At 71.0% G+C, this 24,244-nt stretch carries 23 protein-coding genes and 1 tRNA gene; 9 read left to right on the top strand and 15 right to left on the bottom strand.

Annotation, left to right across the window (positions count from 1 at the left end):
- The first annotated feature begins 44 nt into the window (after positions 1-44).
- The gene (locus tag HUT18_RS34210) at positions 45-179 is read left to right on the top strand and encodes a hypothetical protein (RefSeq protein WP_303246547.1); all 135 of its coding nucleotides are present in this window, start codon (positions 45-47) and stop codon (positions 177-179) included.
- 79 nt (positions 180-258) lie between these two features.
- On the opposite strand, the gene HUT18_RS19705 is transcribed toward HUT18_RS34210, so the two are convergent.
- A complete protein-coding gene (locus tag HUT18_RS19705; protein WP_254878709.1) occupies positions 259-1,236 on the bottom strand; it encodes an alpha/beta hydrolase in 978 nt (325 codons plus the stop codon).
- Positions 1,237-1,318: 82 nt separating this feature from the next.
- Positions 1,319-1,939: an SDR family NAD(P)-dependent oxidoreductase gene (locus HUT18_RS19700; protein WP_368661570.1), complete on the bottom strand. Its 621-nt coding sequence runs from the start codon at positions 1,937-1,939 to the stop codon at positions 1,319-1,321.
- Here HUT18_RS19700 and HUT18_RS19695 point away from each other — a divergent pair.
- Entirely contained in the window at positions 1,925-2,869 is a 945-nt protein-coding gene (locus HUT18_RS19695; protein WP_176104663.1) for an AraC family transcriptional regulator, read from the top strand. The genes HUT18_RS19700 and HUT18_RS19695 overlap by 15 nt on opposite strands.
- A gap of 122 nt (positions 2,870-2,991) precedes the next feature.
- Here HUT18_RS19695 and HUT18_RS19690 read toward each other — a convergent pair.
- Positions 2,992-3,064 (bottom strand) — tRNA-Thr (locus HUT18_RS19690).
- 458 nt (positions 3,065-3,522) lie between these two features.
- Here HUT18_RS19690 and HUT18_RS19685 point away from each other — a divergent pair.
- The 4 genes from HUT18_RS19685 (at position 3,523) to HUT18_RS19670 (ending at position 7,683) form a co-directional block, all read left to right on the top strand.
- The gene (locus tag HUT18_RS19685; protein ID WP_176101922.1) at positions 3,523-4,659 is read left to right on the top strand and encodes an ABC transporter ATP-binding protein; all 1,137 of its coding nucleotides are present in this window, start codon (positions 3,523-3,525) and stop codon (positions 4,657-4,659) included.
- Between the two features lie 364 nt (positions 4,660-5,023).
- The gene (locus HUT18_RS19680; RefSeq protein ID WP_176101921.1) at positions 5,024-5,464 is read left to right on the top strand and encodes a hypothetical protein; all 441 of its coding nucleotides are present in this window, start codon (positions 5,024-5,026) and stop codon (positions 5,462-5,464) included.
- A gap of 122 nt (positions 5,465-5,586) precedes the next feature.
- A complete protein-coding gene (locus tag HUT18_RS19675) occupies positions 5,587-6,318 on the top strand; it encodes a nucleotidyltransferase family protein (RefSeq protein WP_176101920.1) in 732 nt (243 codons plus the stop codon).
- Between the two features lie 159 nt (positions 6,319-6,477).
- Entirely contained in the window at positions 6,478-7,683 is a 1,206-nt protein-coding gene (locus HUT18_RS19670; protein WP_176101919.1) for a sensor histidine kinase, read from the top strand.
- Positions 7,684-7,747: 64 nt separating this feature from the next.
- Here HUT18_RS19670 and HUT18_RS19665 read toward each other — a convergent pair whose 3' ends face one another.
- The 7 genes from HUT18_RS19665 to HUT18_RS19635 all read right to left on the bottom strand — a co-directional run bounded on the left by HUT18_RS19665 (position 7,748) and on the right by HUT18_RS19635 (position 15,584).
- Positions 7,748-9,856 (bottom strand): DoxX family protein, encoded by a 2,109-nt coding sequence (locus HUT18_RS19665; protein WP_254878708.1) that lies wholly within the window; start codon positions 9,854-9,856, stop codon positions 7,748-7,750.
- Positions 9,857-10,014: 158 nt separating this feature from the next.
- A complete protein-coding gene (gene rlmB / locus HUT18_RS19660; RefSeq protein ID WP_176101918.1) occupies positions 10,015-10,959 on the bottom strand; it encodes a 23S rRNA (guanosine(2251)-2'-O)-methyltransferase RlmB in 945 nt (314 codons plus the stop codon).
- 176 nt (positions 10,960-11,135) lie between these two features.
- Positions 11,136-12,536: a cysteine--tRNA ligase gene (cysS, locus tag HUT18_RS19655; protein ID WP_176101917.1), complete on the bottom strand. Its 1,401-nt coding sequence runs from the start codon at positions 12,534-12,536 to the stop codon at positions 11,136-11,138.
- 138 nt (positions 12,537-12,674) lie between these two features.
- A complete protein-coding gene (locus tag HUT18_RS19650) occupies positions 12,675-13,079 on the bottom strand; it encodes a PPOX class F420-dependent oxidoreductase (protein ID WP_176101916.1) in 405 nt (134 codons plus the stop codon).
- Positions 13,080-13,250: 171 nt separating this feature from the next.
- Positions 13,251-13,748 (bottom strand): 2-C-methyl-D-erythritol 2,4-cyclodiphosphate synthase, encoded by a 498-nt coding sequence (gene ispF, locus HUT18_RS19645; protein ID WP_176101915.1) that lies wholly within the window; start codon positions 13,746-13,748, stop codon positions 13,251-13,253.
- Complete coding sequence (ispD, locus tag HUT18_RS19640; RefSeq protein WP_176101914.1) at positions 13,738-14,538, bottom strand: 2-C-methyl-D-erythritol 4-phosphate cytidylyltransferase; 801 nt, start codon at positions 14,536-14,538, stop codon at positions 13,738-13,740. The genes ispF and ispD overlap by 11 nt, the downstream gene beginning before the upstream one ends.
- A gap of 563 nt (positions 14,539-15,101) precedes the next feature.
- Positions 15,102-15,584 (bottom strand): CarD family transcriptional regulator, encoded by a 483-nt coding sequence (locus HUT18_RS19635; RefSeq protein ID WP_003953493.1) that lies wholly within the window; start codon positions 15,582-15,584, stop codon positions 15,102-15,104.
- Positions 15,585-16,597: 1,013 nt separating this feature from the next.
- Here HUT18_RS19635 and HUT18_RS19630 point away from each other — a divergent pair.
- Positions 16,598-17,326: a copper chaperone PCu(A)C gene (locus HUT18_RS19630; protein ID WP_254878707.1), complete on the top strand. Its 729-nt coding sequence runs from the start codon at positions 16,598-16,600 to the stop codon at positions 17,324-17,326.
- Positions 17,327-17,565: 239 nt separating this feature from the next.
- Here the strand turns inward: HUT18_RS19630 and HUT18_RS19625 are convergent, their stop codons facing one another.
- Together HUT18_RS19625 and HUT18_RS19620 are read right to left on the bottom strand one after the other, a co-directional pair.
- Positions 17,566-18,246, bottom strand: coding sequence for a response regulator transcription factor (locus HUT18_RS19625; protein ID WP_176101913.1), 681 nt, complete (start codon positions 18,244-18,246; stop codon positions 17,566-17,568).
- Positions 18,243-19,634, bottom strand: coding sequence for a cell wall metabolism sensor histidine kinase WalK (locus tag HUT18_RS19620; RefSeq protein WP_176101912.1), 1,392 nt, complete (start codon positions 19,632-19,634; stop codon positions 18,243-18,245). The genes HUT18_RS19625 and HUT18_RS19620 overlap by 4 nt, the downstream gene beginning before the upstream one ends.
- A gap of 362 nt (positions 19,635-19,996) precedes the next feature.
- On the opposite strand from HUT18_RS19620, the gene phoU reads away from it, so the two are divergent.
- Positions 19,997-20,677, top strand: a complete 681-nt coding sequence (gene phoU, locus HUT18_RS19615) for a phosphate signaling complex protein PhoU (RefSeq protein WP_176101911.1) — start codon at positions 19,997-19,999, stop codon at positions 20,675-20,677.
- A 326-nt stretch (positions 20,678-21,003) separates the two neighbouring features.
- On the opposite strand, the gene HUT18_RS19610 is transcribed toward phoU, so the two are convergent.
- From HUT18_RS19610 to HUT18_RS19600, 3 genes are all read right to left on the bottom strand, one after another.
- Positions 21,004-21,159, bottom strand: coding sequence for a hypothetical protein (locus HUT18_RS19610; protein WP_176101910.1), 156 nt, complete (start codon positions 21,157-21,159; stop codon positions 21,004-21,006).
- 221 nt (positions 21,160-21,380) lie between these two features.
- Positions 21,381-21,653: a DUF1876 domain-containing protein gene (locus tag HUT18_RS19605; protein ID WP_176104659.1), complete on the bottom strand. Its 273-nt coding sequence runs from the start codon at positions 21,651-21,653 to the stop codon at positions 21,381-21,383.
- Positions 21,654-21,895: 242 nt separating this feature from the next.
- A complete protein-coding gene (locus HUT18_RS19600) occupies positions 21,896-22,657 on the bottom strand; it encodes a phosphoglyceromutase (protein WP_176101909.1) in 762 nt (253 codons plus the stop codon).
- A 164-nt stretch (positions 22,658-22,821) separates the two neighbouring features.
- Between HUT18_RS19600 and HUT18_RS19595 the strand changes: the two genes are divergently transcribed.
- Complete coding sequence (locus HUT18_RS19595) at positions 22,822-24,192, top strand: MFS transporter (protein ID WP_176101908.1); 1,371 nt, start codon at positions 22,822-22,824, stop codon at positions 24,190-24,192.
- Positions 24,193-24,244 lie beyond the last annotated feature (52 nt).

Here is a 24,244-nt window from a genome sequence, read left to right as displayed (position 1 = left end):
GGCGGCGCGCGGGAAGCGGAACGACTTCCCGTACGCACGCCCAAATGGCCCCTTCGCGCGGTGAGTTCGAGGGGGCCGGACGCAGGGGAACCCTCGCGAAGTCGCGTACGTTCGGCACCGCGCTCCTGGTCGGTGTCGCGGTGGTGACGCTCCTGCACCTGCTGACGAAGGGGAGGTGAGAGCGGCGCCGGGGCATACGGGTACCCCGTCGCCGCTCTCGGGCGCCGGCCCACCCGGGGGTGTGGGCCGCAGCGCCGGTCAGGAACCGCCGCACCTCGTCACGAAGTCGGCGATCGCGTCCTCCATCTGCCGCAGCCCCGGGTCCTCCAGCGGCAGGTGCCCGGCGTTGTCGAGCATCACCGTGGTCACCGGGACCTTGGTGATCCGCGACAGCACGAGCTCGCTCAGGTGCAGGGGCGTCCAGCGGTCCTCGGCGGGCTGGGTGAGCAGGACCGGGCAGGCGTCGAAGTCCTCCGGCTCGACGGCCGGGGTGTAGGTGCCGTACGAGGCGAGGAAACGGAACGAGACCCAAGTGGCCGCCGCCGTACGGTCCTTGAGGAGGACCTTCCGCATCGCCTCGCGGTTGTTGGCGAGTGCGCTCATCTTGCCCGCCAGACTCATCGGCACCTTGATCCGGCCGGCCGGGGTCCCGGCGAGCGCGCTCATGAGCGGAATGCCGAGCCGGGCGCCGACCAGGTCGTGCGCGGTCTCGTCGCGTACCCGCTGGATGCGCTGATCCAGGAAGGTCATGCCCACGATGCCGCTCAGACTGCCCTTGGGCGCCTTCGCCGCGACGTGGTAGGTGAGCATGCCGCCCGCGCTGAGGCCGTAGAGCACGACCGGGCGGTCGTCGCCCGACCGCTCGTGGGCCACGAAGTCGACGACGAGATCGACCCAGTCGTCGTACGAGGGGGTGGTGCCGGGCCTGACCCCCGTCATCCCGTAGCCGAGGTTGTCCAGCGCGACGACCTCGAAACCGCGCGCGGCGAGCCGGGCGCCCAGGATCAGCGTCATCTGCCGCCCGTTGGTACCGACTCCGTGGTGCAGGATCACCTTGGCCGGTGCGTCCGCGTCGCGGTAACGGTCGAGGTGGACCTGGTGACCGCGCCAGTCCCAGAACTCCTCCCGGGGCGCGGCCGCGTCGGTCAGCCGGAGGCGCTCCGGTAGGTACCGCCGCAGGTCACGCCATGCCTGCTGGTCCCGGTAGTAGCGGGGTGTGGTGGCCGTGGCCATCATGCTCTTCCTTTCGTACCGGCTCGGACGTTTGCGACTCTTCCTCCGGCTCTTCCTCCGACTCTTCCTCCGGCGCTTCCTCCGACTACTTCTGCTGCTCGGCGCGGCCGGAGAAGTTCTCCATGGTGCGGTGGACGCCGAAGACGCGGCCGATGACGAAGTCCCGCAGCCCGACCGGAAGCAGCCCCTTGGCGACTTCGTTCAGGAGAACGGTCCTGGGCAGGACGACGAAGGCGTCGCCCTTCTTCATCCGCTTCCACACGGTGTCGACGACGTACCGCGGGTCGAGCAGCGGCAGGAACGGCGCGGCCTTGGCGCCCTCGAACATGCCGGTCCTGATGTAGTACGGGCAGACCGTGGTCACCTTGACGTGCCGGTGCCCGGCCTGGGCGAGCTCCAGCCGGACCGAGTCGGACCAGCCGACCGCGGCCCACTTCGAGCCGCAGTAGGCCGCGGTGCGCGGGTTGGACGTCAGTCCCGCGGCGGAGGCCATATTGATGATCCGGCACTCGGTACCGGAGGCGATCATGCCGGGCAGGAACTCCCGGGCTGTGAACATCGGCGCGAGGGTGTTGATGTCGATCGTGAACCGGGTGTCCCGCACACTGTCGGTCTCCCAGAAGTACTTGTTGCCCCGGACCACACCGGCGTTGTTGAAGAGCACCTCGACGGTGCCGACCTCGGCGATGACCTGCCGTACCTCGATCCCACGAGGGAGATCAGCGCGAAGCAGGAGTTCACGGTGGTCCGCAACCTGCTCGACGCGCTCGGCGACCCGCCGGGGCTCGGCCTGGAGATCGGCATCCGGTACCGGCTCACCGCCTACGGCATCTGGGGCTTCGCCCTCCTCAGCAGCCCCACCCTGCGCAGCGCGATCGAGGTCGGGCTGCGCTACATCGACCTCACCTTCTCCTTCTGCCGCATCGACATGCGGCAGGACGTACGGGAGGGCAGGGACGAGATACTGCTGGTCCTCTCGGCGCCCGACGTCCCGCCCGAGCTGCGGCGGTTCTTCGTCGAGCGGGACGCGGGCGCGATGCAGACCCTGCGCCAGGAGATCATCGCGACACCGATGACCCTGCTCCGGAGCGAGTTCGCCTTCCCCGCCCCGCCGCCGGACGTCCAGGCACGCTACGACGAACTACTCGGCCAGCACGTACGGTTCGGGGCAGCGGAGAACGCGGTCGCCATCGACCCCGCCCTGCTCGACCTCCCCCTGCCCCTGGCCAACGCCGACACCGCGGCCCTCACCCGGACCGAGTGCCGCAACCTCCTGGCCCGGCGCCACACCCGTACCGGACTCGCCGGCCAGGTCCGCGACGCACTCCTGGTGGAACTCCCCGAACCCCCCAACGCCGAACGGGTCGCCGCGAGCCTGCACATGAGCGCCCGCACCCTGCGCCACCGCCTCGCCGCCGAGGGCACCTCCTTCCGCACCCTCCTCGACGAGGTCCGCGAACACCTTGCCGAGGAACTCCTGGTCACCGGCGGCCTCACGGTCGCAGAAATCGCGGGGCGCCTCGGCTATCGCGACCTCACCGGGTTCTCGCATGCTTTCCGGCGGTGGAAGGGGGTGGGGCCGCAGGCGTTTCGTACGCGTCGGCGGGGTGGGAGTGGGCTGCGGGCGGGGGCGTAGCCGAGGGACTCGGGCACCGCGCGGCATGTACGTCTGTGCGTGCGTGGGCACCGGCCGGGAAGCGGCAGCCCCGCACCTCGCACGACCTGCGAGGACGGGGCTGTGTGCCGAGGTGGTCCAAGAGCCCCCTGTCGGACTCGAACCGACGACCTTCGCTTTACAAGAGCGGTGCTCTACCAGCTGAGCTAAGGAGGCCTGAGCGCGCCCGCGGAACCGCGGCGCGGCGATCGCACCAACCTTACACAGGCCGCTGTTCCCGGGACCACACCGATTTCCCGGCACGGGGCAGGACCGTCGACGGCACCGGGGCAGGACCGTCGACGGCAGGGACGCCTGGTCACCGGCAGCACGAGCCCAGGCCCACCGGCGGACCGGACACCCGATCACCGACGGCGCGCGGCGGACGGGCCCCCGCGTTCCCCCTCTCCCTACCTCCCCGTATCGCCCCCCGCACCTCTCCGTACTCCCCTGCCGCCCCCTACTGACATCCCCGCACTTCCGGGGTACTGTCACCGCAAGTCCAAGCTATTGGACTACACCACTCTCAGCGTGAGCAGCCGGTCCTCGCGACCGGCCCGCTACGGCTCGGGGGTGGTGACCACCTTTACTCGGATCGTCCGGCACGTTCCTGCCGGTGAAGGGGGCCCATAACCATGGCCACTGTGACGTTCGACAAGGCGACCCGTGTGTACCCGGGTGCCGACAAGCCCGCCGTCGACGGGCTCGACATCGACATCGAGGACGGCGAGTTCCTCGTCCTCGTCGGCCCCTCGGGCTGTGGAAAGTCGACCTCCCTGCGGATGCTCGCGGGTCTGGAGGACGTGAACGGCGGCGCGATCCGCATCGGTACGCGCGATGTGACGCACCTGCCGCCCAAGGACCGGGACATCGCGATGGTGTTCCAGAACTACGCGCTCTACCCGCACATGACCGTCGCGGACAACATGGGCTTCGCCCTGAAGATCGCGGGCGTGCCGAAGGCCGAGATCCGCAAGAAGGTCGAGGACGCGGCGCGCATCCTGGACCTCACCGAGTACCTGGGCCGCAAGCCCAAGGCGCTCTCCGGCGGTCAGCGTCAGCGTGTGGCCATGGGCCGCGCCATCGTGCGTGAGCCGCAGGTCTTCCTCATGGACGAGCCGCTGTCGAACCTCGACGCCAAGCTCCGTGTCTCCACGCGTACCCAGATCGCCTCGCTGCAGCGGCGCCTGGGCATCACCACCGTCTACGTCACCCACGACCAGGTCGAGGCCATGACCATGGGCGACCGGGTCGCCGTGCTCAAGGACGGCCTGCTCCAGCAGATCGACTCGCCGCGCAACATGTACGACCGCCCGGCGAACCTCTTCGTCGCGGGCTTCATCGGCTCCCCGGCGATGAACCTGGTCGAGGTCCCGATCACCGACGGCGGCGTGAAGTTCGGCAACTCCGTGGTGCCGGTCAGCCGCGAGGCGCTGGCCGCCGCCGCGGACCGCGGCGACACCACCGTCACGGTCGGCGTGCGCCCGGAGCACTTCGACGTGGTCGAGCTCGGTGGCGCGGCGGCCAAGTCGCTCTCCAAGGAGGACAGCTCGGAGACCGCGGGCCTGGCCGTCCAGGTCAACGTCGTCGAGGAGCTGGGCGCGGACGGCTACGTCTACGGCAGCGCCCGCGTCGGCGGCTCCGACAAGGACCTCGTGGTCCGCGTCGGCGGCCGGGACGTCCCGGAGAAGGGCGCCGAACTGCACATCGTCCCGCGCCCGGGCGAGACGCACGTCTTCTCCACCTCCACCGGCGAGCGCCTCAGCGACTGACGCGCACGATCCCGCCGTTCTCCGCAGCACCGCAGCACCGCAGCACCGCTACGGCAGTACGGCACCACTGCAATACGGCAGCACGCCCCCCGCACTCCACAGTGCGGGGGGCGTCCCGTTTCCCGCACCCCCACCCCGCCGCACCCGGCCCCCGCCCGGCGTGGTCACCCCGTCGCCCGCCCCGTCCCGCCGTGCCCCGTCCCCGTCACCCCTCCCCACCCGCCGACACCCCCCACCAAAGACCCCTCCATAACGGTCGATTCACCCCAACCCGTCAATACGGCGGAACAATTTCCCCGACTCCCGTCGCTCGACAGAGTGACTAAATGTCGCCATATCACTACTGCCCGCTACGCTCGCTGGCGTGACACGCCTCCACAAGCCGCAGCACCGTCGCAGCCCTGCCCTCGGCATCGGCCGCACGCTCGCTCTCGTACTCCCGGTCGTCCTGGTGCTCTCCGGGACCCTCGCCGTCGCCCGCGTCAACTGGTCGGGCAGCGGCTCGGATTCGATGCTGACCACCTCCGCGTCGGACGTCTCCACCCGTGCGGACTCCCGCGCGCCACAGGACGTACTGCGGGACCGGCTGCTCCTCGAACTCCAGGAGGAGGACCCGGGTGTGGCCCTCACCCACCTCCAGGAGGAGATCCACCGCAGCCCCTCGCTCGCCCGGCACTGCGTGGAGGTGGCCCGCTCGCTCGGCCGCGCCGCCGTGCAGAAGTACGGCGCCGTGAAGGCGCAGTCCTACGCGCGGCCGGTCTGCGACACCTCCTTCGCCGCCGGGGTCGCGGCGCAGGACGACTGACGCCCCGGGCACAACCGGCCGACCGGCACGGCCGCCACTCACGAAGCTGAGCGTGGCGGCCACGCACCCTGCTCAACTTCGTGAGTGCCGCCGTCCGGCGTGCGCCACGTACAGTGCGGGACATGAGCGATCCGAACGCCGCCTCGCGTCCCACGCAGGCCGTAGTCCTGGCCGGTGGCCAGGGCTCGCGGCTGCGCCCGTACACCGACGACCGCCCCAAGCCCATGGTGGAGATCCCGGGCACCGGAACGCCGATCATCGGCCACCAGCTCGCCTGGCTGGCCGAGGAGGGCGTGACCGACGCGGTGGTCTCCTGCGGGCACCTCGCGGAAGTCCTCCAGGAGTGGCTGGAGTCGGCGGATCTGCCGCTGCGGGTGACCACGGTGGTCGAGAAGGAACCGCTCGGCCGGGGCGGCGGCCTCAAGTTCGCCGCCGCGCACCTGCCGCACGCCGACCGGCCCTGGTACGCCACCAACGGCGACATCTGGACCCGCTTCTCGCTGCGCGAGATGGCCGCTTTCCACGCCGAGCGCGACGCGAAGGCCACCCTGGCGCTTGCCCGGCCGCGCATCCCCTGGGGCGCCGTCGAGACGGACGCCTTCGGGCACATCACCGACTTCATCGAGGCGCCGCCGTCCCCGTATCTGATCAACGCCGGGGTGTACGTCTTCTCGGCGTCCTTCACCGCGCTGCTGCCCGACCGCGGCGACCACGAGCGCACCACCTTCCCGAGGCTCGCCCGCGAGCGCAGCCTCGCCGGTTTCCCCATCCCGCACGGTGCCTACTGGCGCGCCATCGACACCGCCAAGGACCTCACCGAAGCGGCCAAGGAGCTTGCGGCACTGGCACGTTGAGCACCTGGGTCCCGTAACCGCGCCCGGCCCTTCGGCCGCGCTCCCCGGCTCCCCGCACCCGGACTCCACGAGCGTCGCGGTGCTGCGCGGTTCTGCGCACCCCGGATTTGCGGTTTTCCGCAGTCCGCCCGGGTGTGCGGCTGGCTTAGCGTCTGCGGCATGAACCTGCTGCTGCGCCGGTGGTCCCGGCTCGTACTCGGGGTCCTGCTCGGCGCCCTGACGGCCCCGGTGGAGCTGCTCTTCGTCCTCGTCGGCGGCGGATGGCTGGGGCTCGCCCCGGGCCGAGGCACCGGCGGCAGTGGCAGTGGCAACGGGGCCTGGGTGCACCGGAGCGCGCAGTGGCTGGCGGTCCGGGAGCAGCGGCGGATCGGGCGGTACCACGAGACCGAGACGCCGGTGCCTCGGCTGCGTGCCGGGGGCCGGGCGCTGGCCTATCTGGCGGTGCGCTGGATGCTCGGGCTGCTCGGCGGCGCGGTGCTGCTCACGGTGCTGTTGTCGCTGGGGTACTCCTCGTTCCTGCTCTGGGGCTGGTTCGTGATCGGCCGCCTGAACCACCCCGGCACGGTGCTTCTCACCGCGTTCACGGGGCTGTTCGCGCTGTTCCTCTCCGCCCAGGGAGTACGCCAAGTCGCCGTCTGGGACGAGCAGTTGCTACGGAACCGGCTCGGTCCCGACGATCGGCAGCTCCTTGAACGCCGCATCGGCGAGCTCGCCGCGACGCGTGCCGGGGTGATCGAGGCGGTGGACGACGAACGGCGCCGTATCGAGCGGGACTTGCACGACGGCGTGCAGCAACGGCTGGTCGCGCTCGGCATGTTGATCGGCCGGGCCCGCCGCGCCACCGACCCCGCCAAGTCGGACGCCCTGCTGCGCCAGGCCCACGAGGAGTCCCGCGAGGCCCTGACCGAACTGCGGGAGGTCGCCTGGCGGGTCTATCCGGCCGCCCTCGACGACTCGGGCCTGACCGCGGCACTGGAATCCGTCGCGGAACGCTCCGGCATCCCGGTCGACCTCACCACCGACCTCCTGGGTCAACTCGCCCCCAGTACGCAGACGGTGGCGTACTTCGTGGTCGCCGAAGCCGTCACCAACGCGGCCAAGCACTCCGGCGCCACCCGGGTGACCGCACGGGTGGTCCAGGAGGACCGGACCCTGCACATCCGTGTACGGGACGACGGTTCCGGTGGCGCCGACCCCACCGGCGGCGGGCTGACCGGCCTGGCCCGCCGGGTCGCCGCTCTCGACGGCCGGTTCGCGGTGGACAGCCCGGCGGGCGGCCCGACGGTACTCACGGCCGAGGTGCCGTGCGGGGCCACGGCATCCAACCGTGCTGACAGCACCCCAACTCGCAGCACCCCAACTTGACGTAGAACAAGGGCTGTTGACGAGTCTCCTCGCCAACAGCCCTTGAACTGAACGGATCTGTCGCCTAACCCAGCAACCCGCCCACCAGCGAACCCGATTCGCCACTCCCGGAGTCGCCACCGCCACCGCTACCGCTACCACTGCCGCTGCCGTCGTCGGCGCTTCCGTCCGTGCCCCCGGTGCTCGTTCCGGTGCCGGGGTCCGAGGAGCCGGAGCCGTCGGCGGGCGGGACGGGCGGCGGGGCCTCCGGCTGCGGAGCCTGCTCGGGCTCGTCGGCGCCGGAGGGCTGCGTGGCCTCGTCGGCGGAGCCCTCGGTGTTCTCCGTGGGGTCGGCGGCGGACGCTTCCGGCTGAGCCTCTTCCGCCTCGTCGGGGCCCGAACTCTCCTTGTTCTGCGGCTTCTTGCGGGATTCCTGGGGCACCGGGGAGCCGGGGAGTTCGTTGCGGGGGGTCTCGCCGGGGCCGGGGACGGTGACCCGGTCGGCGTCGCGCACGGCCCCGCCGAGCAGGGCGCCGACGAGCATCGTGAGGCCGACGGTGAAGGTGGCGAGGAGGGCGCCGCGGCGGAGCACCCGGCGGCGCAGGTCCCACAGTTCGGCACGCGGGCCGAGGGTGCGCCAGGCCTCCGAACTGAGCCTGCCGTCGGCCGAGTAGACCGGCGCCCCGGCGATGATCAGGGGCGACCAGGCGGCCAGGTAGATGATGTCGGGCGCGTCGTAGGCGGGCACGGTGCGCCAGCTCACGGTGACCAGCAGGGCGGCCGACAGGAGGGCGCCGATGGCGGCGGCGAAGCGCTGCCAGAGGCCGAGGATGGTCAGCACACCGACGAAGACCTGGAGGAAGGCGATGGTGAGTCCGGCGCCGACCGGGTGGTGCAGGGCGAAGTCCCGCAGCGGCTCGGCGAGCGGCCAAGGGTCAAGCGACTGAAGCCACTTGACCATCGAGCCGCGCTCGCCGCCGTCGAAGTAGACGGGGTCGCACAGCTTGCCCATCCCCGCGTATACGGAGATGAGCCCGAGGAACACGCGCAGCGGCAGCAGGACGACGCCGAGGTTCATCCGGCGCCCGGGGTAGTACGCGTGCCGCACCGGCCGGGCGCCGCGCCGCTGCGCGGAGGTGTCGTGTCCGGTCCCCGGCGGCGCCGCGGCCGGATCGACGATCCGCTCCAGGACGAAGGTGTCGTCGTCGACGAACAGGCCCTCGGTGTACGGGAGTTGCTCGGCGGTGTCCTCGTCGGGGCAGAACAGCGGGCTGCCGACGAGTCCTTCGCTGCGCGAGCGCGGTACGTCGGCGACGGGGTGCGGGGTGACCACGGTCGGAACGGTGGCCCCGGCGGTGCGGTTGCCGAGTCCGGTGTCCTCCGCCGAGGTGTCGAACAGGTCGGCGCCTTGGAGGGTTGCGCCCCCGAACGTCCCGTCCTGCGGGGCGACTTCGGGCGCGCCCGGCGTACCCGCCCGGCCTCCCGTCTCCGTCGCACGGCGGCTGCGGGGCTCGGCCGTCTCGCGCCGCTCGGACTCCACGAGCCGGGTCCCGGCCTCCCAGGCGGGGGCGCCCGGGCGCGCGTAGGCGTTCTCCGCGTGCTCGGACTCGGCGGGTGCGGCACCGGCGTAGGCGCCGTGCCGGTCGTGCGGGTAACCGGCGTTCTCGTAGCCGGAGTTGACGTAGCCGCTGTCCGCCTCCCGCATGTGCGGCAGCAGGTTCTCCTGGGCGAGCGGCTGCCGCGGCGAGTTCACCACCGGGGCCTGGGCCTCGGCCTGGCCGCCCCGGCCCTGTCCGTGGCGCGGCAGGACACGTGCCCCGCCGGTGCCCTCGGGTCCGGGCGAGTGCCGGGTGCCGGAGAACGGGGGTTCGGTGGTGCGGGCGTTGTCGCGTACGGCCTGGAGCAGGCTTCTGGCACCAGGGGCGGACCCGCCCGTCCAGACCACGGGCCGACGGCGCCCGGTCCCTCCGCCGGTGCCCGGCGCCGGGCGGCTGGCCGCCACGTATGCGCTCAACTGCCGTGCCAGACGCGGCGATCGCGTCGTCGGCACAGCCGTCAGTTGTACGCGGAAGCTGGCGTGGTTGACGACGACCTGGGCCGGGTCGCACGGCACCTTGGCCATGCTGAACGCAGGTGCGTCGTCGAACCCCGAGGAGCGGCCCCCCGTGGAGGTGCGGGCTGTTCTGGTGTCCACACTCAACTAACCGAGTGACGCTTGCTTAGGACACTGCCTTGACCCACAAAATGTCCGGGCCCCGTCAAATCACTCCGGTCCGGCCCGAAACGGTCACTTCCGGCCCGGTGTCACGGTCGGCCCGGCACCCGGGCCGACCGACGTGCGGACCGTCGCACTCAGCTCCTGCGCCGCGCCGCCTCGTACAGGACGATGCCCGCCGCGACACCGGCGTTGAGGGACTCGGTGCCGCCCGGCATCGGGATCCGTACCCGGAAGTCGCAGGTCTCGCCGACCAGCCGGGACAGCCCCTTGCCCTCGCTGCCGACCACGATCACGACCGGCCCGCCGAGGGCTTCGAGCTCGCCGAGCTCGGCCTCGCCGTCGGCGGCCAGGCCGACCACGGTGATGCCCGCCTTCCGGTACGCCTCCAGGGCGCGCGTCAGATTCGTGGCACGGGCGACGGGCGTACGGGCGGCGGCGCCGGCCGAGGTCTTCCAGGCACCGGCCGTCATTCCGGCGGCGCGGCGCTCCGGGACGACCACGCCGTGGCCGCCGAAGGCGGAGACGGAGCGGACGACGGCGCCGAGGTTGCGCGGGTCGGTGACGCCGTCGAGGGCGACGATGAGCGGGTCGGCGCCCTCGTCGTACGCGGCGGCGGCGAGGTCCTCGGGGTGCGCGTACTCGTACGGCGGGACCTGGAGGACCAGGCCCTGGTGGTTGAGGTTGTTCGTCATGCGGTCGAGCTCGGGGCGGGGCGCCTCCATCAGGTGCACGCCGCCGCGCTCGCCCGCGAGCTGGAGCGCCTCGCGCACCCGCTCGTCGTTGTCGATGAACTGCTGGACGTACAGCGCGTTGGCGGGCACGCCCTCGCGCAGCGCCTCGACGACGGAGTTGCGCCCGACGACGAGTTCGGAGGACGACTTGCCGCCGCGCCCGCGGGGCGCCGGACGGCTGCCCTGGGCGCGGCGCGCCTTGGCGTTCGCGGCGCGCTGCTTGGCGTGCCCCTTGCGCATCTCGGCGGGCGGCGTGGGGCCCTTGCCCTCCAGGCTGCGGCGCCGGTTGCCGCCGCTGCCGACCTGCGCGCCCTTCTTACCGGACATGCGTCGGTTGTTAGCGGCCATGACTTACTGCTCCTGTGCTGCTTCGGCGAAAGGTGCTCTGTGCGCACCTGATGCATGGGGGTGCGCGAGGGGCGTGCGCGTCCTCGCGTACCTATGGAAGTGTGCCGCCCGGACGGCCGGGCGGCACCTTGCTGTCGGAACTCGCTGGCGGAACCCGGCGGAACCCGGGCCCGGACTCAGCGGGCGCCGAGCGTCCAGCGGGGGCCTTCCGGGCTGTCCTCGATGACGAGTCCGGACTGTCCGAGCTGGTCGCGGATGGCGTCCGCGGTGGCCCAGTCCTTGCGTGCCCGCGCGGCCTCGCGCTGCTGAAGCACCAGGGAGACCAGGCTGTCGACGACGCCGTGCAGTTCCTCGCTGCGGTCGCTCTCGCCGGACCAGTGCGCGTCCAGCGGGTCGAGGCCGAGCACCCGCAGCATGGCCCGCACCTCGGCTAGCCGGGCCACGGCGGATTCCTTGTCGTCGGCCGCCAGGGCGCTGTTGCCCTGCCGGACCGTGGTGTGCACGATGGCGAGCGCCTGCGGCACGCCGAGGTCCTCGTCCATCGCCTCGGCGAAGGCGGGCGGCACGTCGTCGGCGGGCTCGACCGTCTTGCCCGCCTTCTCGGTGACGCGCTGCACGAAGCCCTCGATCCGCGCGAACGCCGACTCGGCCTCGCGCAGGGCCTCCTCGCTGTACTCGATCATCGAGCGGTAGTGCGCGCTGCCCAGGTAGTAGCGCAGCACGATGGGCCGCCACCGCTGGACCATGTCGGACACCAGGACCGAGTTGTCCAGCGACTTGGACATCTTCTCGCCGCTCATGGTGACCCAGGCGTTGTGCACCCAGTACCGCGCGAACTCGTCGCCGAAGGCCTTGGCCTGGACGATCTCGTTCTCGTGGTGCGGGAAGATCAGGTCGATCCCGCCGCCGTGGATGTCGAAGACCTCGCCGAGGTACTTGTGCGCCATGGCCGAGCACTCCAGGTGCCAGCCGGGACGGCCGCGGCCCCACGGGGTCTCCCAGGAGGGCTCGCCCGGCTTCGCCGTCTTCCACATCGCGAAGTCGCGCGGGTCGCGCTTGCCCGTCTCGCCCACCGAGGACGGCTGTTCGAGGTTGTCCAGCTTCTGGTTGGACAGTTCGAGGTAGCCCGGGAAGGACTTCACGTCGAAGTAGACGTTGCCCTCGGACTCGTAGGCGTGACCGCGTTCGATCAGGCCGCGCATCATCTCGACCATCTCGGTGACATGGCCGGTGGCGCGCGGCTCGTAGGTGGGCGGCAGGCAGCCGAGCGCGGCGTACCCGTCGTTGAAGGCACGCTCGTTGGCGTAGCCGATGGACCACCAGGGCAGCTGGTGCGCGTTCGCCTTGTTGATGATCTTGTCGTCGATGTCCGTGACGTTCCGGACGAAGGTGACCTCGTAGCCGCGGTGCGCGAACCAGCGGCGCATGATGTCGAAGTTCAGCCCCGAGCGGATGTGCCCGATGTGCGGTGCGGCCTGCACGGTGGCGCCACAGAGGTAGATCGAGACACAACCCGGCACGAGCGGGGTGAAGTCACGGATCTGCCGGGCGCTGGTGTCGTACAGACGAATGGTCACCCCACCAGGGTAGTGGGCCCGAGGGAGTGCCTTGTTCCCCCTTGGGCCCACCCGTGGCAAGTACGCCCGGAATCGTGACATCAGGGCACGGATCCGGCGCGCGGTGACCGGGAGCCGACTCTCGGAGGCTGCCGGATCTCAGAGGCTGCCGAGGACCCGCTGCGGGGTGACGCGTACGACGACCCGCTCGGAGTCGGTGGCCGCGTGCGCGTTGAAGTCGGCGTACGCCTTGCCCGTGTACTTGACCGACAGCTCGTCGATGAGCTCCTGCCCGCCCTCGGTGGTCATGAGCGCCTCGCCCCTGATCTCGGCGTAGGTGTAGGGGGAGTCGGCGGGCTGCAGCACGATCGAGACCCGCGGGTCGCGCTCCATGTTCTTCGTCTTGCGGCGGTTCACGGTGGTGGAGAACAGCACGTCGTTGCCGTCCCTCTTCACCCACACCGGGGAGACCTGCGGACTCCCGTCGGGCTGGACGGTGGCCACGGTTATGAACACCGGGGTGTCGAGAAGTTCCTTGAGCTTGCTGGACAGTTCGGCGGGCATATCGGCCTTCCTGTACGCGGCGGCGGGTGCACCCGTCACCTGCTTCGGTTCCGGCTTCGGCCTACCGCTCTACCCGATGCCGCCCCGCCCGCGCTGCCGAACCGGCAATTCCGGCCGGGACAGCGCGGGCGGGGCGGGTATGGGGCTCTTGCGCGCGTACGAGGGGGCGGCTCAGCCGTCGGTGCGGACGACCAGCGCGGTGGCGATCGCGGCGAGGCCGTCGCCGCGGCCGGGGAAACCGAGCCCGTCAGTGGTGGCGCCGGAGACGGAGACGGGGGCGCCCGCCGCCTCGGACAACACCCGCTGCGCTTCTTCGCGCCGTTTGCCGATCTTCGGCCGCGGACCCACCACCTGTACGGCGACGTTGCCGACGGTGAACCCGGCCTCCCGCACGATGCGTGCCGCCTCCGCGAGCAGGGTGAGCCCGGAGGCGCCGGACCACTCGGGGCGTCCGGTGCCGAAGTGGGCGCCGAGGTCACCGAGTCCGGCCGCGGAGAACAGTGCGTTGCAGGCGGCATGTGCCACCACGTCCGCGTCCGAGTGCCCGGCGAGCCCGGGGCCCTCGCCCTCCCAGAGCAGGCCCGCGCACCACAGCTCGCGGCCCTCCTCGAAGGCGTGGATGTCGGTGCCGATGCCCACCTGGGGCAGTACGGGCAGCTCAGAAGCCACGGTTCGCCTTCCTGCGCGCGAGGACCGCCTCGGCGAGGACCAGGTCCAGCGGGCGGGTCACCTTGAACGCCTCCTCGTGACCGGGCACCACGACCACCGGCAGTCCGAGCCGCTCGACCATCCCGGCGTCGTCGGTGGCACCCTCGCCGGCGAGCGTGACGCTCTCGTGGGCGCGGACCAGCGTGGCGCGGTCGAAGCCCTGCGGGGTCTGCACGGCGCGCAGCCGCGCCCGCTCCGGAGTGGCGAGTACGGGTTCGGGCTCGCCCTTCGGGCCCGGCTCGACCTCCTTGACCGTGTCGGCGAGCGGCAGCGCGGGGACCACGGCGGGGGCTCCGGCGCGGACCGTCTCGATGACGGCGTCGACGGTGTCCACCGGCACGAGCGGCCGGGCGGCGTCGTGCACCAGGACGATCTCGACGTCCGCGGGGACCGCCGCCAGACCGAGCCGTACGGACTCCTGGCGGGTCGCGCCGCCGCGGACGACGAGGAACTCGGTGCGGCCTCCGCCGTCGAGGGCATGGGCGTCGAGCAGGGACCTGACCTCGGCCTCGCCGTCGGGCGGGGCGACGATCACCACGGTGGACACGGCCCGGGACGCGGCCAGCGCGCGGGCCGCGTGGATGAGCATCGGGGTGCCGTTGAGCGCCCGCAGCGCCTTGGGGGCGCCGGGGCCGAGACGTACCCCGCGGCCTGCGGCGGGGATGACGGCGGCGGTGCGGGGCAGCGTGCTGCCCGCTGACCCGTCCGCGGCGGACGGACGAGGTTCGTTCTCGGCGTACTCGGCAGTCATCGCATCCGTTCAGGTTTGTGTGCTCGGCCGACATGGGTATGGCATGGGTGCCCCCGGACAACACCCGGGGAGTGCCGGGCGCGCACTTGGACCGGACCCTTCCGTGACCACGGTCGAGTCGCCGCCCCGGCACGCGGAGTCGGGAATTCCCGGCCGCGGATACGGCGGGCAGTGGTTCGCCGGGCCCGCCGGGTTTGCCCGTCCGGCGCACCCTTGTCGGCCCGTCGCGGTGACGTCCGGTACGAGGGCTTGAGCACTGGTCGTCGACAGCGGTGATCAGCGTACAAAAATGCCGCAGCGCCCGGCGACTGTCATGACGTCATCGGGCACCGCGGCAATTTTGCGGCGTTTCTTCTCCGGGCGTTCACTCACCGGCACTCCCGTCGACAGCGATGCCGGACGAACGGCCTCGTACAGGACGCTCGGGGGCAGGGCCTCTTGGACCGGACTGCGCGGGGGTGAACTCTCGGCGGGCCGAACCACGGCGGAAAGCGCTGTGTACTGCGCGTTCTCCCCGTTTCCGTGGTGCGGTGTTCAGCGCGTTCTCCGGGAACTCGGAGAAATCAGGAGGCGAGGACCTCGTCGAGCAGCGCTTCCGCCTTGTCCTCGTTGGTGTTCTCAGCGAGTGCCAGCTCGCTCACCAGAATCTGCCGTGCCTTGGCGAGCATGCGCTTCTCGCCCGCGGACAGACCGCGCTCGCGCTCACGACGCCACAGGTCACGTACAACTTCCGCGACCTTGATGACATCGCCGGAGGCGAGCTTCTCGAGATTTGCCTTGTAACGACGCGACCAGTTCGTGGGTTCTTCGGCGTACGGTGCACGCAGCACCTCGAAGACCCGGTCCAGCCCGTCCTGACCGACCACATCACGCACGCCGACGAACTCCGCATTGTCCGCTGGCACACGCACCGTCAGATCGCCCTGGGCGACCTTCAGCACCAAGTAGGTCTTGTCCACGCCTTTGATCTGACGAGTTTCAATTGCCTCGATCAGCGCGGCCCCGTGATGGGGATAGACCACGGTGTCGCCAACCTTGAACGTCATGTGACAGGTACCCCTTCCGTGGCTATCCAGAGTAACACGTCACCGGCACGTTCTGAATGGCGTTTTCGCAGGTCAGGGCGCATCTCGGGGCTTGACAACAGCGACTGGAACGTGCTTCGCGGGCTCCTCGGAGCGGGGTATGCGCAGGTCGGAGCCGATGTTCCCGGGACGGGAAACGCGCGCGTTACAGCGCGAAGAACTTCTCCTCAAGCCGCCGAACGTCCCGTTATGCCTGTTTTGCTCCGACCAATCGGCCGTACTCCGTTCGGTGACCGGAGACACGTTCGAGAACATTGCATGGGCAACGCGGAAACGTGCACGCGGGTCCCGGCCACAGGAATCCGGCCACCTGCGGAAGGGCCGGAGAGCCGTACCGTCACAGGCGCGGGTGACGGTTTCACTGTTTGCCACAGAGATCACCGAGGACCGCCCGGGGCCATCGGCCGGGCACCCGCGGGCCACCCCGCCGAGATCGTTTCCGGCCTACCGCCTGTCCGGATTTCTCGGACGATCTTCTTCTCGCCCTCTTCGCACTCCCCTTCCCACTCTCCCGTGATCTCCTTCCCGTCTTCGCGTGTTCTCCTCGCCCCTCCTCACCGAATACGGAATTCGATCACCGAACCGCTCCCGTATCGCCTCCCCAATCGACTCCCGTATCGCGCGGTGTCACGCTCCGCGGAAGTCCTCCCGTATCCCGTCCGTATCCGGTCCGTATCCCGTATCGCTTTCCGGAATCCGTGGCAGAGGTCTCCACGGCCATTACGTGAATTCCGTACGTGGGGCGAATGTGGCGGAAGTGACGGCCGGGCGCCGGGGTCCGCCGGGCGGTGCCGGCGCGGGCGCCGAGCGGGGCAGGGGGCGGCGCGGGAGGCGGGTCGGGTGCGGCCGCCGTGGGACGGGTCGGTAACCTAAGCGCGCTGCTACAGCCCGGGGTGGTCACAGGGCTCCCCCGGATCTCGTTCCGTCACCGTCCGGACCCGCCCGTCCGAACCGCAAAAGGAGTTGCCGCCGTCGTGAGCCTCCAGCCCAGCCTTCGACGCGGCGCACTCGCCGCCACCGCTGTCGCCTTCTCCGTGGCCGCGCTCGGCGCCTGCGCCGCCGGCAACAACGCGCCGACGCTGGAAATCAAGCCGGACAACGCGTACGCCCAGGTCGAAGACATCAAGGTGCAGAACGCGCTGGTCATCACCCAGCCGCACCACGACGTGAAGGGCCCGACGGCCGTCTCGGCGACGCTGTTCAACAACGGCGACACCGACCAGGTCCTGCAGTCCGTCACCGTGGACGGCCAGAAGGCCGAGCTGAAGGCCGCCAAGGGCAAGGCCCTGGAGAAGGGCGGCCTGGTCGTCCCGGCGCACGGCTCGATCGTGCTCGGCGGCAAGAACAACGCCGTCGCGACCCTGGCCACGCTGCCGAAGGGCCTCACGCTCGGCGACGTCGCCCCGACCGCCTTCACCTTCAGCAAGACCGGTGACGTGAAGCTGGACAGCTTCGTCGTCCCGGCCGACGGCAGCTTCACCGAGTGGGGACCCGAGGTCGTTCCGGCCCCGTCCGAGTCCGGCAAGCCCTCGGACGCGCCGGGCGACCACCAGGCCAGCCCGTCCGCTCCCGCAGGTGACGACCACGCCGGTGACGAGCACGGCGGTGGCGAGCAAGGCGGCGAAGCGGGCCACGAAGGCGGCGAGGAAGGCCACGAGGGCGGCGAGGTCGCCCCGGGCGAGTCCGCTCCCAACGGGCACTGAGCAACCGGCCGCGCCGAAGCGGCCGCGGCACCCTCATCAAACCGGCCGCTCCCCGCTGTTGTCGCAACAGCGGGGAGCGGCCGTTCCTGCGCAGGACAGCGGTGTGCAGCGGTGTCCTACGACGGCGGCGTACAGCGGTGTGCGGTGGCGTGCGACGCACGAAGGGCGAGACCGCGAAGGTCCCGCCCTTTCGTCGTGCCGTCCGCGCCGCGCCCGTGCGGGCGGGGCGGTGGGGCGGCCTACGGCTCGAACTTGTAGCCCAGACCGCGCACCGTGACCAGGTATCGCGGGGCGCCCGGGTCCGGCTCGATCTTGGCGCGGAGCCGCTTCACGTGGACGTCCAGGGTCTTGGTGTCACCGACGTAGTCGGCGCCCCAGACCCGGTCGATGAGCTGCATACGGGTCAGCACCCGGCCCGCGTTGCGCAGCAGCATCTCCAGGAGGTCGAACTCCTTGAGCGGGAGGTCCACCTTGGAACCGGCGACGGTGACCACGTGGCGGTCGACGTCCATCCGGACCGGGCCCGCCTCCAGCGCGGCCGGGGCCACCTCCTCCGGCTCGCCGCGGCGGCGCAGGACGGCCCGGATACGGGCGACCAGCTCACGCGAGGAGAAGGGCTTGGTGACGTAGTCGTCGGCTCCTATTTCGAGGCCCACGACCTTGTCGATCTCGCTGTCCTTGGCGGTGACCATGATCACCGGGACGTTGGACCGGCCGCGCAGCTGGCGGCAGACCTCGGTGCCGGGCAGGCCCGGAAGCATCAGGTCGAGCAGGACGAGGTCGGCTCCGTTGCGCTCGAACTCGTCGAGTCCGTCGGGGCCCGTGGTCGCGATGGCGACCTCGAACCCCTCCTTGCGGAGCATGTAGGACAGGGCGTCGCTGAAGGATTCCTCATCCTCGACGACAAGCACTCGGGTCACGGAAGGACCTCCGGGGCAGGAAGTGGTTCGTACGGGGAAGAGACGCTGTTCTCGGCGGTCTCGGCTGGATCGTTCGACGACGTGGACCCCGCTGGGTCCGTGTCACCGGGGCCGTCTGTCTGCTCGGCACCCGGATCCCGGTCGGATCCGTGGTCGATGCCGCGCTCCCTGCTCCGGTCGCGGGCGGCGCCCGCCACCGGCAGTCGCAGGGTGAACGTGGAGCCCTGTCCTTCGGAGCTCCACACGGTGACCTCCCCGCCGTGCGAGGCGGCCACGTGCTTCACGATGGCGAGACCGAGCCCGGTGCCTCCGGTGGCACGGGAGCGGGCGGGGTCCACCCGGTAGAAGCGCTCGAAGATGCGCTCCTTGTCCCGGTCGGAGATGCCGATGCCCTGGTCGGTCACCGAGATCTCGATGTTCTCGCTGCCGTTGACCACGACCGTACGCGCCGCGATACCCACGCGCGTACGGGCCGGGCTGTAGTTGACGGCGTTCTCGACGAGGTTGCCGAGGGCCGCGGCGAGCTGGCCGCGGTGGCCCCAGACGTGCAGGTCCGAGCCGCCGGAGCGGCGCTCGCCGTCGTTGTCGTCCAGGGTCCCCTCGGGACCGCCGCCGACGGAGGCGGCCATCGTGATGTGCTTGGTTCCCGCCTGGTGGCGGCAGCGGTCCATCGCCTCGGTGACGAGTTCGTCCACGCGTACCGGCTCGGCGTCCTCGAGGGGGTCGTCGTTCTGGACCCGGGAGAGGTCGATGAGCTCCTGCACCAGGTTGGTCAGCCGGGTCGCCTCTATCTGCATGCGGCCCGCGAAGCGCTCGACGGCCTCGGGGTCGTCCGAGGCGTCCATGACGGCCTCGGAGAGCAGGGAGAGCGCACCGACCGGGGTCTTGAGTTCATGGGAGACGTTCGCGACGAAGTCCCGGCGTACCGCCTCTATCCGGCGGGCCTCGGTGAGGTCCTCGACCAGCAGCAGTACGAGCCGGGAGCCCAGCGGCGCGACCCGCGCGGAGACCGCCAGGGCCTCGCCCCGGCCGGTGCCGCGGCGTGGCAGGTCGAGTTCGACCTGGCGTATCTCGCCGTCGCGGCGGGTGTCGCGGGCCATCTGCAGCATCGGGTCGACCGCGAGCTTTCCGCCCCGCACCAGACCGAGCGCGTACGCGGCCGAGCTGGCCTTGACCACGCTGTCGGCCTCGTCGAGCACGACCGCCGAGGAGCGCAGCACGGAGAGCACCGTGTCCACGCCGGGTGGCAGTACGGGGTCTGTGTGCAGGGAGGTCCGGGTGGGCCGCTTCTGGTCGCGCTCGCTCCAGCGGAACGCCAGCATGGCGATGACACCGGTACACACCCCGGCGATCGCTGCCGCTGCGGCGACCGCCGCGTTCACGTCCATGGCTCAAGGTTATGCGGGGCATAACCCCCCTCCACAGCCGTCCGAGTGTCAACTCGAACACTCGTCGCCCAGATTTCACCGAGAGGTCTATGCTGGTTCATTTCAGCCACGGGGGCGGGATGACGATCATACGGGGGTGGAACGCAGCAATGAGGCGGTTCACGACCCCCTCGTCCCACCGATGCCCCCAAACGGCGGCGGACTCCGGAAGCACGGAACACCGTCGCCCAGAGTTCACCGGGCCAGGGGCGCCTGTTAACCCGCGGTGCCGGAAACGGATGCGTACGCACCGGAACGTGGCACCGTGGGCCCGCACCGCAGGCGGCCCCCGCAACCGGCCCAGACATCGAGAGAGGGACAGCATGCGCGACGCGTACCACGAGGAACTCGACTCGATCGGGGACAGCCTCGTCGAGATGGCCCGCCTGGTCGGCTCCGCCATCGGGCGCGCCACGACGGGCATACTCGACGCCGATCTCAAGCTCGCGGAGACCGTCATCGCCGCGGACCAGAAGGTCGACGACCTCCAGCACGACCTGGAGGCGCGTGCCATCGCCCTGCTCGCCCGGCAGCAGCCGGTGGCCACCGATCTGCGCATCGTGGTGACCTCGCTGCGGATGAGCGCGGACCTGGAGCGCTCCGGCGACCTGGCCCAGCACGTGGCCAAGCTCGCCCGGCTGCGCTTCCCCGAGCGCGCGGTGCCGCAGGACCTGCACGCCACGATCCTCCAGATGGGCCAGCTCGCCCAGCGCCTGATGGCCAAGGCCGCGGACGTCATCATCACCAAGGACGTCGACCTCGCCCTGCAGCTGGAGCAGGACGACGACGAGATGGACACGCTGCACCGCGCGCTGTTCCAGCACCTGATGGACGACCGGTGGCAGCACGGCATCGAGACGGCGGTCGACGTGACCCTGCTCGGCCGCTACTACGAGCGCTTCGCCGACCACGCGGTCTCCGTCGCCAAGCGCGTCGTCTACCTGGTCACCGGCGAGCACGCGGACGAGATCCAGGCGACGGGCGCGGTCGCCGAAGAGGCCTGACCCGTACCCGGCCGGGATCCCGTACCGGGGCCCCGACCGACTCCGCCCGCCGCACCGGGGAAACGTTCCGGGGGCGGCGCTCGTACGCGAACCGGGGACGGCGCTCGTGAGCGAACCGCCGCAGCGGTCGCCGTGGCGACGGCCACCGTGACCGCCGTGGCAGTGGTTCAGAGCGCCGTTCCCCTGTTCTGTTCCGGGGATGTTCCGTTCCGGGGCCTGGGCGATACGCGCCCCGGAAGCCCGTGGTGTCGCTCGGCTCGTCTCGCCCCCTCTTTCGTGTCGCCGTCCCGCTCGCTCGTCCCGCTGGCCCGCTCGACTCGTCCCGCTCAGCCGCAGCAGCCGCCGCACTGGCACGGCCCGCCGGACTGACAGCCGCAACCGCAGCCGGAGCCGCAGCCACAGGCGCCGAGCAGGACGAGTACGGGAAGAGCCGCCCTCTCGGCGGTCTCGATCGAGGTCTCCGGCTTGGTCGGCTCGGCCATGATGTCCCCTCCTCGAAGGCGGCCTGCCGTTCGGCAGCCGCTGCCCCCTTGCATGCCCACTCCGAAGGGCGCATCAACGGCGCACACGGGCAAACCGATTCGCGCTCCGGCGCATGTACGCCCCGGCGCGCAGGAGTACCACCCGGCTCGCAGGGGTGCGCGTGCGCGGGCATGGGCGTACGGCACCCCCGGGTCGGGCGGCGGACCAGCTCGGCCAACCCCTAGCTCAGCGGACGCGACGAATGTCCCGAAGCCTGGTCGATCTCGTCGTGCGCCTTGGTCAGCAGCTTCATGGCGAGTTCGTTGAGTGCCCTGGCACCGGCGATCTCCTCGCCGACTCTCGCCTGGTTCTCGTCCGCCGGGTGCCGGCTCGCGTAGCCGTGCGCCCGGACCTCGGACCCGTCGGGCAACCGCACAAGACATGCGGCGCGCGTCCGGTGCTGATCCTCTTCGAATTCCAGCTCGACATGCCATCCGACAGCAGCCTTCAGCATGGCGCTCACCTCCAGAACCACTGCTACCAGCGTGCACCCGGCGAGCGGTGGGTGCACGGCGCGGACCGGCAGTGCTTCGAAGCGGAGACGCTCGTTCCCCGGCCGCTTGCGCGCCCTCTGCAGCAACAAGCCCCCTGTCAGCGGAGAAACCACTGACAGAGGGCTTGTTCGCGAGCGTGCGAGCGAGCGTGAGTGCGTGCGCGCCCAGGTGCCTGCTTGGCGCCTACGTGCCTACGTGGCGCCTACTTCTTCTTGCCCTGGTTCTTGACCGCCTCGATCGCCGCCGCCGCCGCGTCCGGGTCGAGGTACGTACCGCCCGGGTTGAGGGGCTTGAAGTCGGCGTCGAGCTCGTACTTCAGGGGGATGCCGGTGGGGATGTTGAGGCCCGCGATGTCGGCGTCCGAGATGCCGTCGAGGTGCTTGACCAGGGCGCGCAGCGAGTTGCCATGGGCGGCGACCAGGACGGTGCGGCCGGTCAGCAGGTCCGGGACGATGCTGTCGTACCAGTACGGCAGCATGCGCGTGACGACGTCCTTGAGGCACTCGGTGCGCGGGCGCAGCTCCGGCGGGATGGTCGCGTAGCGCGGGTCGTCGCTCTGCGAGAACTCGGTGCCGTCCTCGAGCGCGGGCGGCGGGGTGTCGTAGGAGCGGCGCCACAGCATGAACTGCTCCTCGCCGAACTCGGCGAGGGTCTGGGCCTTGTCCTTGCCCTGGAGCGCACCGTAGTGGCGCTCGTTCAGGCGCCAGGAGCGGCGGACCGGGATCCAGAGGCGGTCGGCGGACTCCAGGGCGAGCTGCGCGGTACGGATGGCGCGCTTCTGGAGGGAAGTGTGCAGCACGTCGGGGAGCAGGCCGGCGTCCTTGAGCAGCTCACCGCCGCGGACCGCCTCCTTCTCGCCCTTCTCGGTGAGATTGACGTCCACCCAGCCGGTGAACAGGTTCTTCGCGTTCCACTCGCTCTCGCCGTGACGGAGCAGAATCAGCTTGTACGGTGCGTCGGCCATGCGTCCGAGACTAATCGACCCCCTGAACGGGCCGCGCGGCCCCTCCGCGCCGGCTGCCCGTACCCGAGGGCCGCGCGAAATTCGATGGCGCCCCGCGACCCCCATTTCGTAATGTGTGCAAGGCAGTTGGGCCTCTTACCCAGCAGCTCCAGGGGGGACGGGAAATGGCGATCACCGGTGGCACCGGTATGCGGCACAGAGTCCGCGTGGCGGTCGGGGAAAGCGTCGGCGGGCTGCCCCGAGAGTTCTGGTGGCTGTGGACGAGCACGCTCGTCAACCGCCTGGGCTCGTTCGTCGTCACCTTCATGTCGCTGTATCTCGTGGTGGAGCGCGGTTATTCGGCCTCGTTCGCGGGGCTCGTCGCGGCCCTGTACGGGCTCGGCGGCGTCATCTCCTCGATCGTCGGCGGGGTGCTCGCCGACCGGGTCGGGCGCCGTCCGACCCTGCTGATCGCCCAGGTCGCGACCGCGGCGAGCGTGGCCGTGCTCGGTTTTATGACGCATCCCGTGGGGATCGCCGCGATGGCCTTCCTGGTGGGCGCCGCCTCGAACGGTTCACGGCCCGCGACGCAGGCGATGATGGCCGATCTCGTACCGCCGAAGGACCGCGTCCGCGCCTTCTCCCTCAACTACTGGGCGCTCAACTTCGGCTTCGCCGTCTCGGCCGCGGGCGCGGGCTTCATCGCGGACATCAGCTACCACGCCTGCTTCCTCCTGGAAGCGGCCATGACGCTGATCTGTGCGGTGCTCGTCTTCCTCCGCATCCCGGAGACGCGGCCGCAGCCCGCCCCGGGCGAGGAGGCCGGGGCCCTCGGCGGTACGAAGAGCGACGAGCGCGCGGTCGGCCTCCGTACCGTCCTGGGCGACGGACGCTTCATGGGCGTCGTCGGCCTGTGCTTCCTGATGGCGCTGATGTTCCAGCAGGGGTCGGTGGGTCTGCCGGTGTCGATGGGCAACTCCGGGTTCACCCCGGCCGACTACGGCCTGGCGATCGCGGTGAACGGTGTGCTGATCGTCCTCCTCCAGATCCCCGTCACCCGCTACATCGAGCACCGCGACCCACGGCGGCTGCTCGTCCTGTCCGCACTGGTCACGGGGTACGGATTCGCCCTTACGGCGTTCGCGGGCTCGATCGGCGCCTTCGCGCTGACGGTCTGTGTGTGGACCCTCGCCGAGATGATCAACGCCCCGACGCAGAGCAGCCTCGTGGTGCGGCTCTCACCGGTGCACGGCCGCGGCCGCTACCAGGGCGTGTACACGATGTCCTGGTCGGTGGCCGGTCTCGTCGCCCCGCTCGGCTCCGGCCTGGTCATCGACCACTTCGGCTCGGACTGGCTCTGGCTGGGCTGCGCGGTACTGGGCACCCTCACGGCAGCCGGTTACTGGCTCCTGATGCGCGATCTGCCCTCGGGCACCGAACCCGTCGCGCCCCGTACGACCGAACCCGTCGCGCCCCGTACGAAGGTCGCGCCTTCGCCGGTCGCGCGCGAGGTCACGCCGCTTCCGGCCGACTCGGGCTCGCGGATGCCCTGCTAGGCCGTGTCCGCAAAGTCCCGCCTGCGGCTGGGCCTGAAAGCCCTCGTTCGGA

This window comes from Streptomyces sp. NA04227, assembly GCF_013364195.1.
In the GTDB taxonomy this organism is placed as follows: Bacteria; Actinomycetota; Actinomycetes; order Streptomycetales; family Streptomycetaceae; genus Streptomyces.
The sequence above is the reverse complement of the archived record's forward strand: the minus strand, read 5'-3'. Positions and strand labels throughout refer to the sequence as shown.

Coding starts and splice junctions, on each gene's coding strand:
- HUT18_RS19670 (WP_176101919.1), top strand. CDS start 6,478: ATGAACCTGCTGCTGCGCCGGTGGTCCCGGCTCGTACTCGGGGTCCTG.
- HUT18_RS34210 (WP_303246547.1), top strand. CDS start 45: ATGGCCCCTTCGCGCGGTGAGTTCGAGGGGGCCGGACGCAGGGGAACC.
- HUT18_RS19635 (WP_003953493.1), bottom strand. CDS start 15,584: ATGACGTTCAAGGTTGGCGACACCGTGGTCTATCCCCATCACGGGGCC.
- phoU (WP_176101911.1), top strand. CDS start 19,997: ATGCGCGACGCGTACCACGAGGAACTCGACTCGATCGGGGACAGCCTC.
- ispD (WP_176101914.1), bottom strand. CDS start 14,538: ATGACTGCCGAGTACGCCGAGAACGAACCTCGTCCGTCCGCCGCGGAC.
- HUT18_RS19610 (WP_176101910.1), bottom strand. CDS start 21,159: ATGGCCGAGCCGACCAAGCCGGAGACCTCGATCGAGACCGCCGAGAGG.
- rlmB (WP_176101918.1), bottom strand. CDS start 10,959: ATGGCCGCTAACAACCGACGCATGTCCGGTAAGAAGGGCGCGCAGGTC.
- HUT18_RS19605 (WP_176104659.1), bottom strand. CDS start 21,653: ATGCTGAAGGCTGCTGTCGGATGGCATGTCGAGCTGGAATTCGAAGAG.
- HUT18_RS19600 (WP_176101909.1), bottom strand. CDS start 22,657: ATGGCCGACGCACCGTACAAGCTGATTCTGCTCCGTCACGGCGAGAGC.
- HUT18_RS19705 (WP_254878709.1), bottom strand. CDS start 1,236: ATGATGGCCACGGCCACCACACCCCGCTACTACCGGGACCAGCAGGCA.
- HUT18_RS19675 (WP_176101920.1), top strand. CDS start 5,587: ATGAGCGATCCGAACGCCGCCTCGCGTCCCACGCAGGCCGTAGTCCTG.
- HUT18_RS19620 (WP_176101912.1), bottom strand. CDS start 19,634: ATGGACGTGAACGCGGCGGTCGCCGCAGCGGCAGCGATCGCCGGGGTG.
- HUT18_RS19650 (WP_176101916.1), bottom strand. CDS start 13,079: ATGCCCGCCGAACTGTCCAGCAAGCTCAAGGAACTTCTCGACACCCCG.
- HUT18_RS19595 (WP_176101908.1), top strand. CDS start 22,822: ATGGCGATCACCGGTGGCACCGGTATGCGGCACAGAGTCCGCGTGGCG.
- HUT18_RS19685 (WP_176101922.1), top strand. CDS start 3,523: ATGGCCACTGTGACGTTCGACAAGGCGACCCGTGTGTACCCGGGTGCC.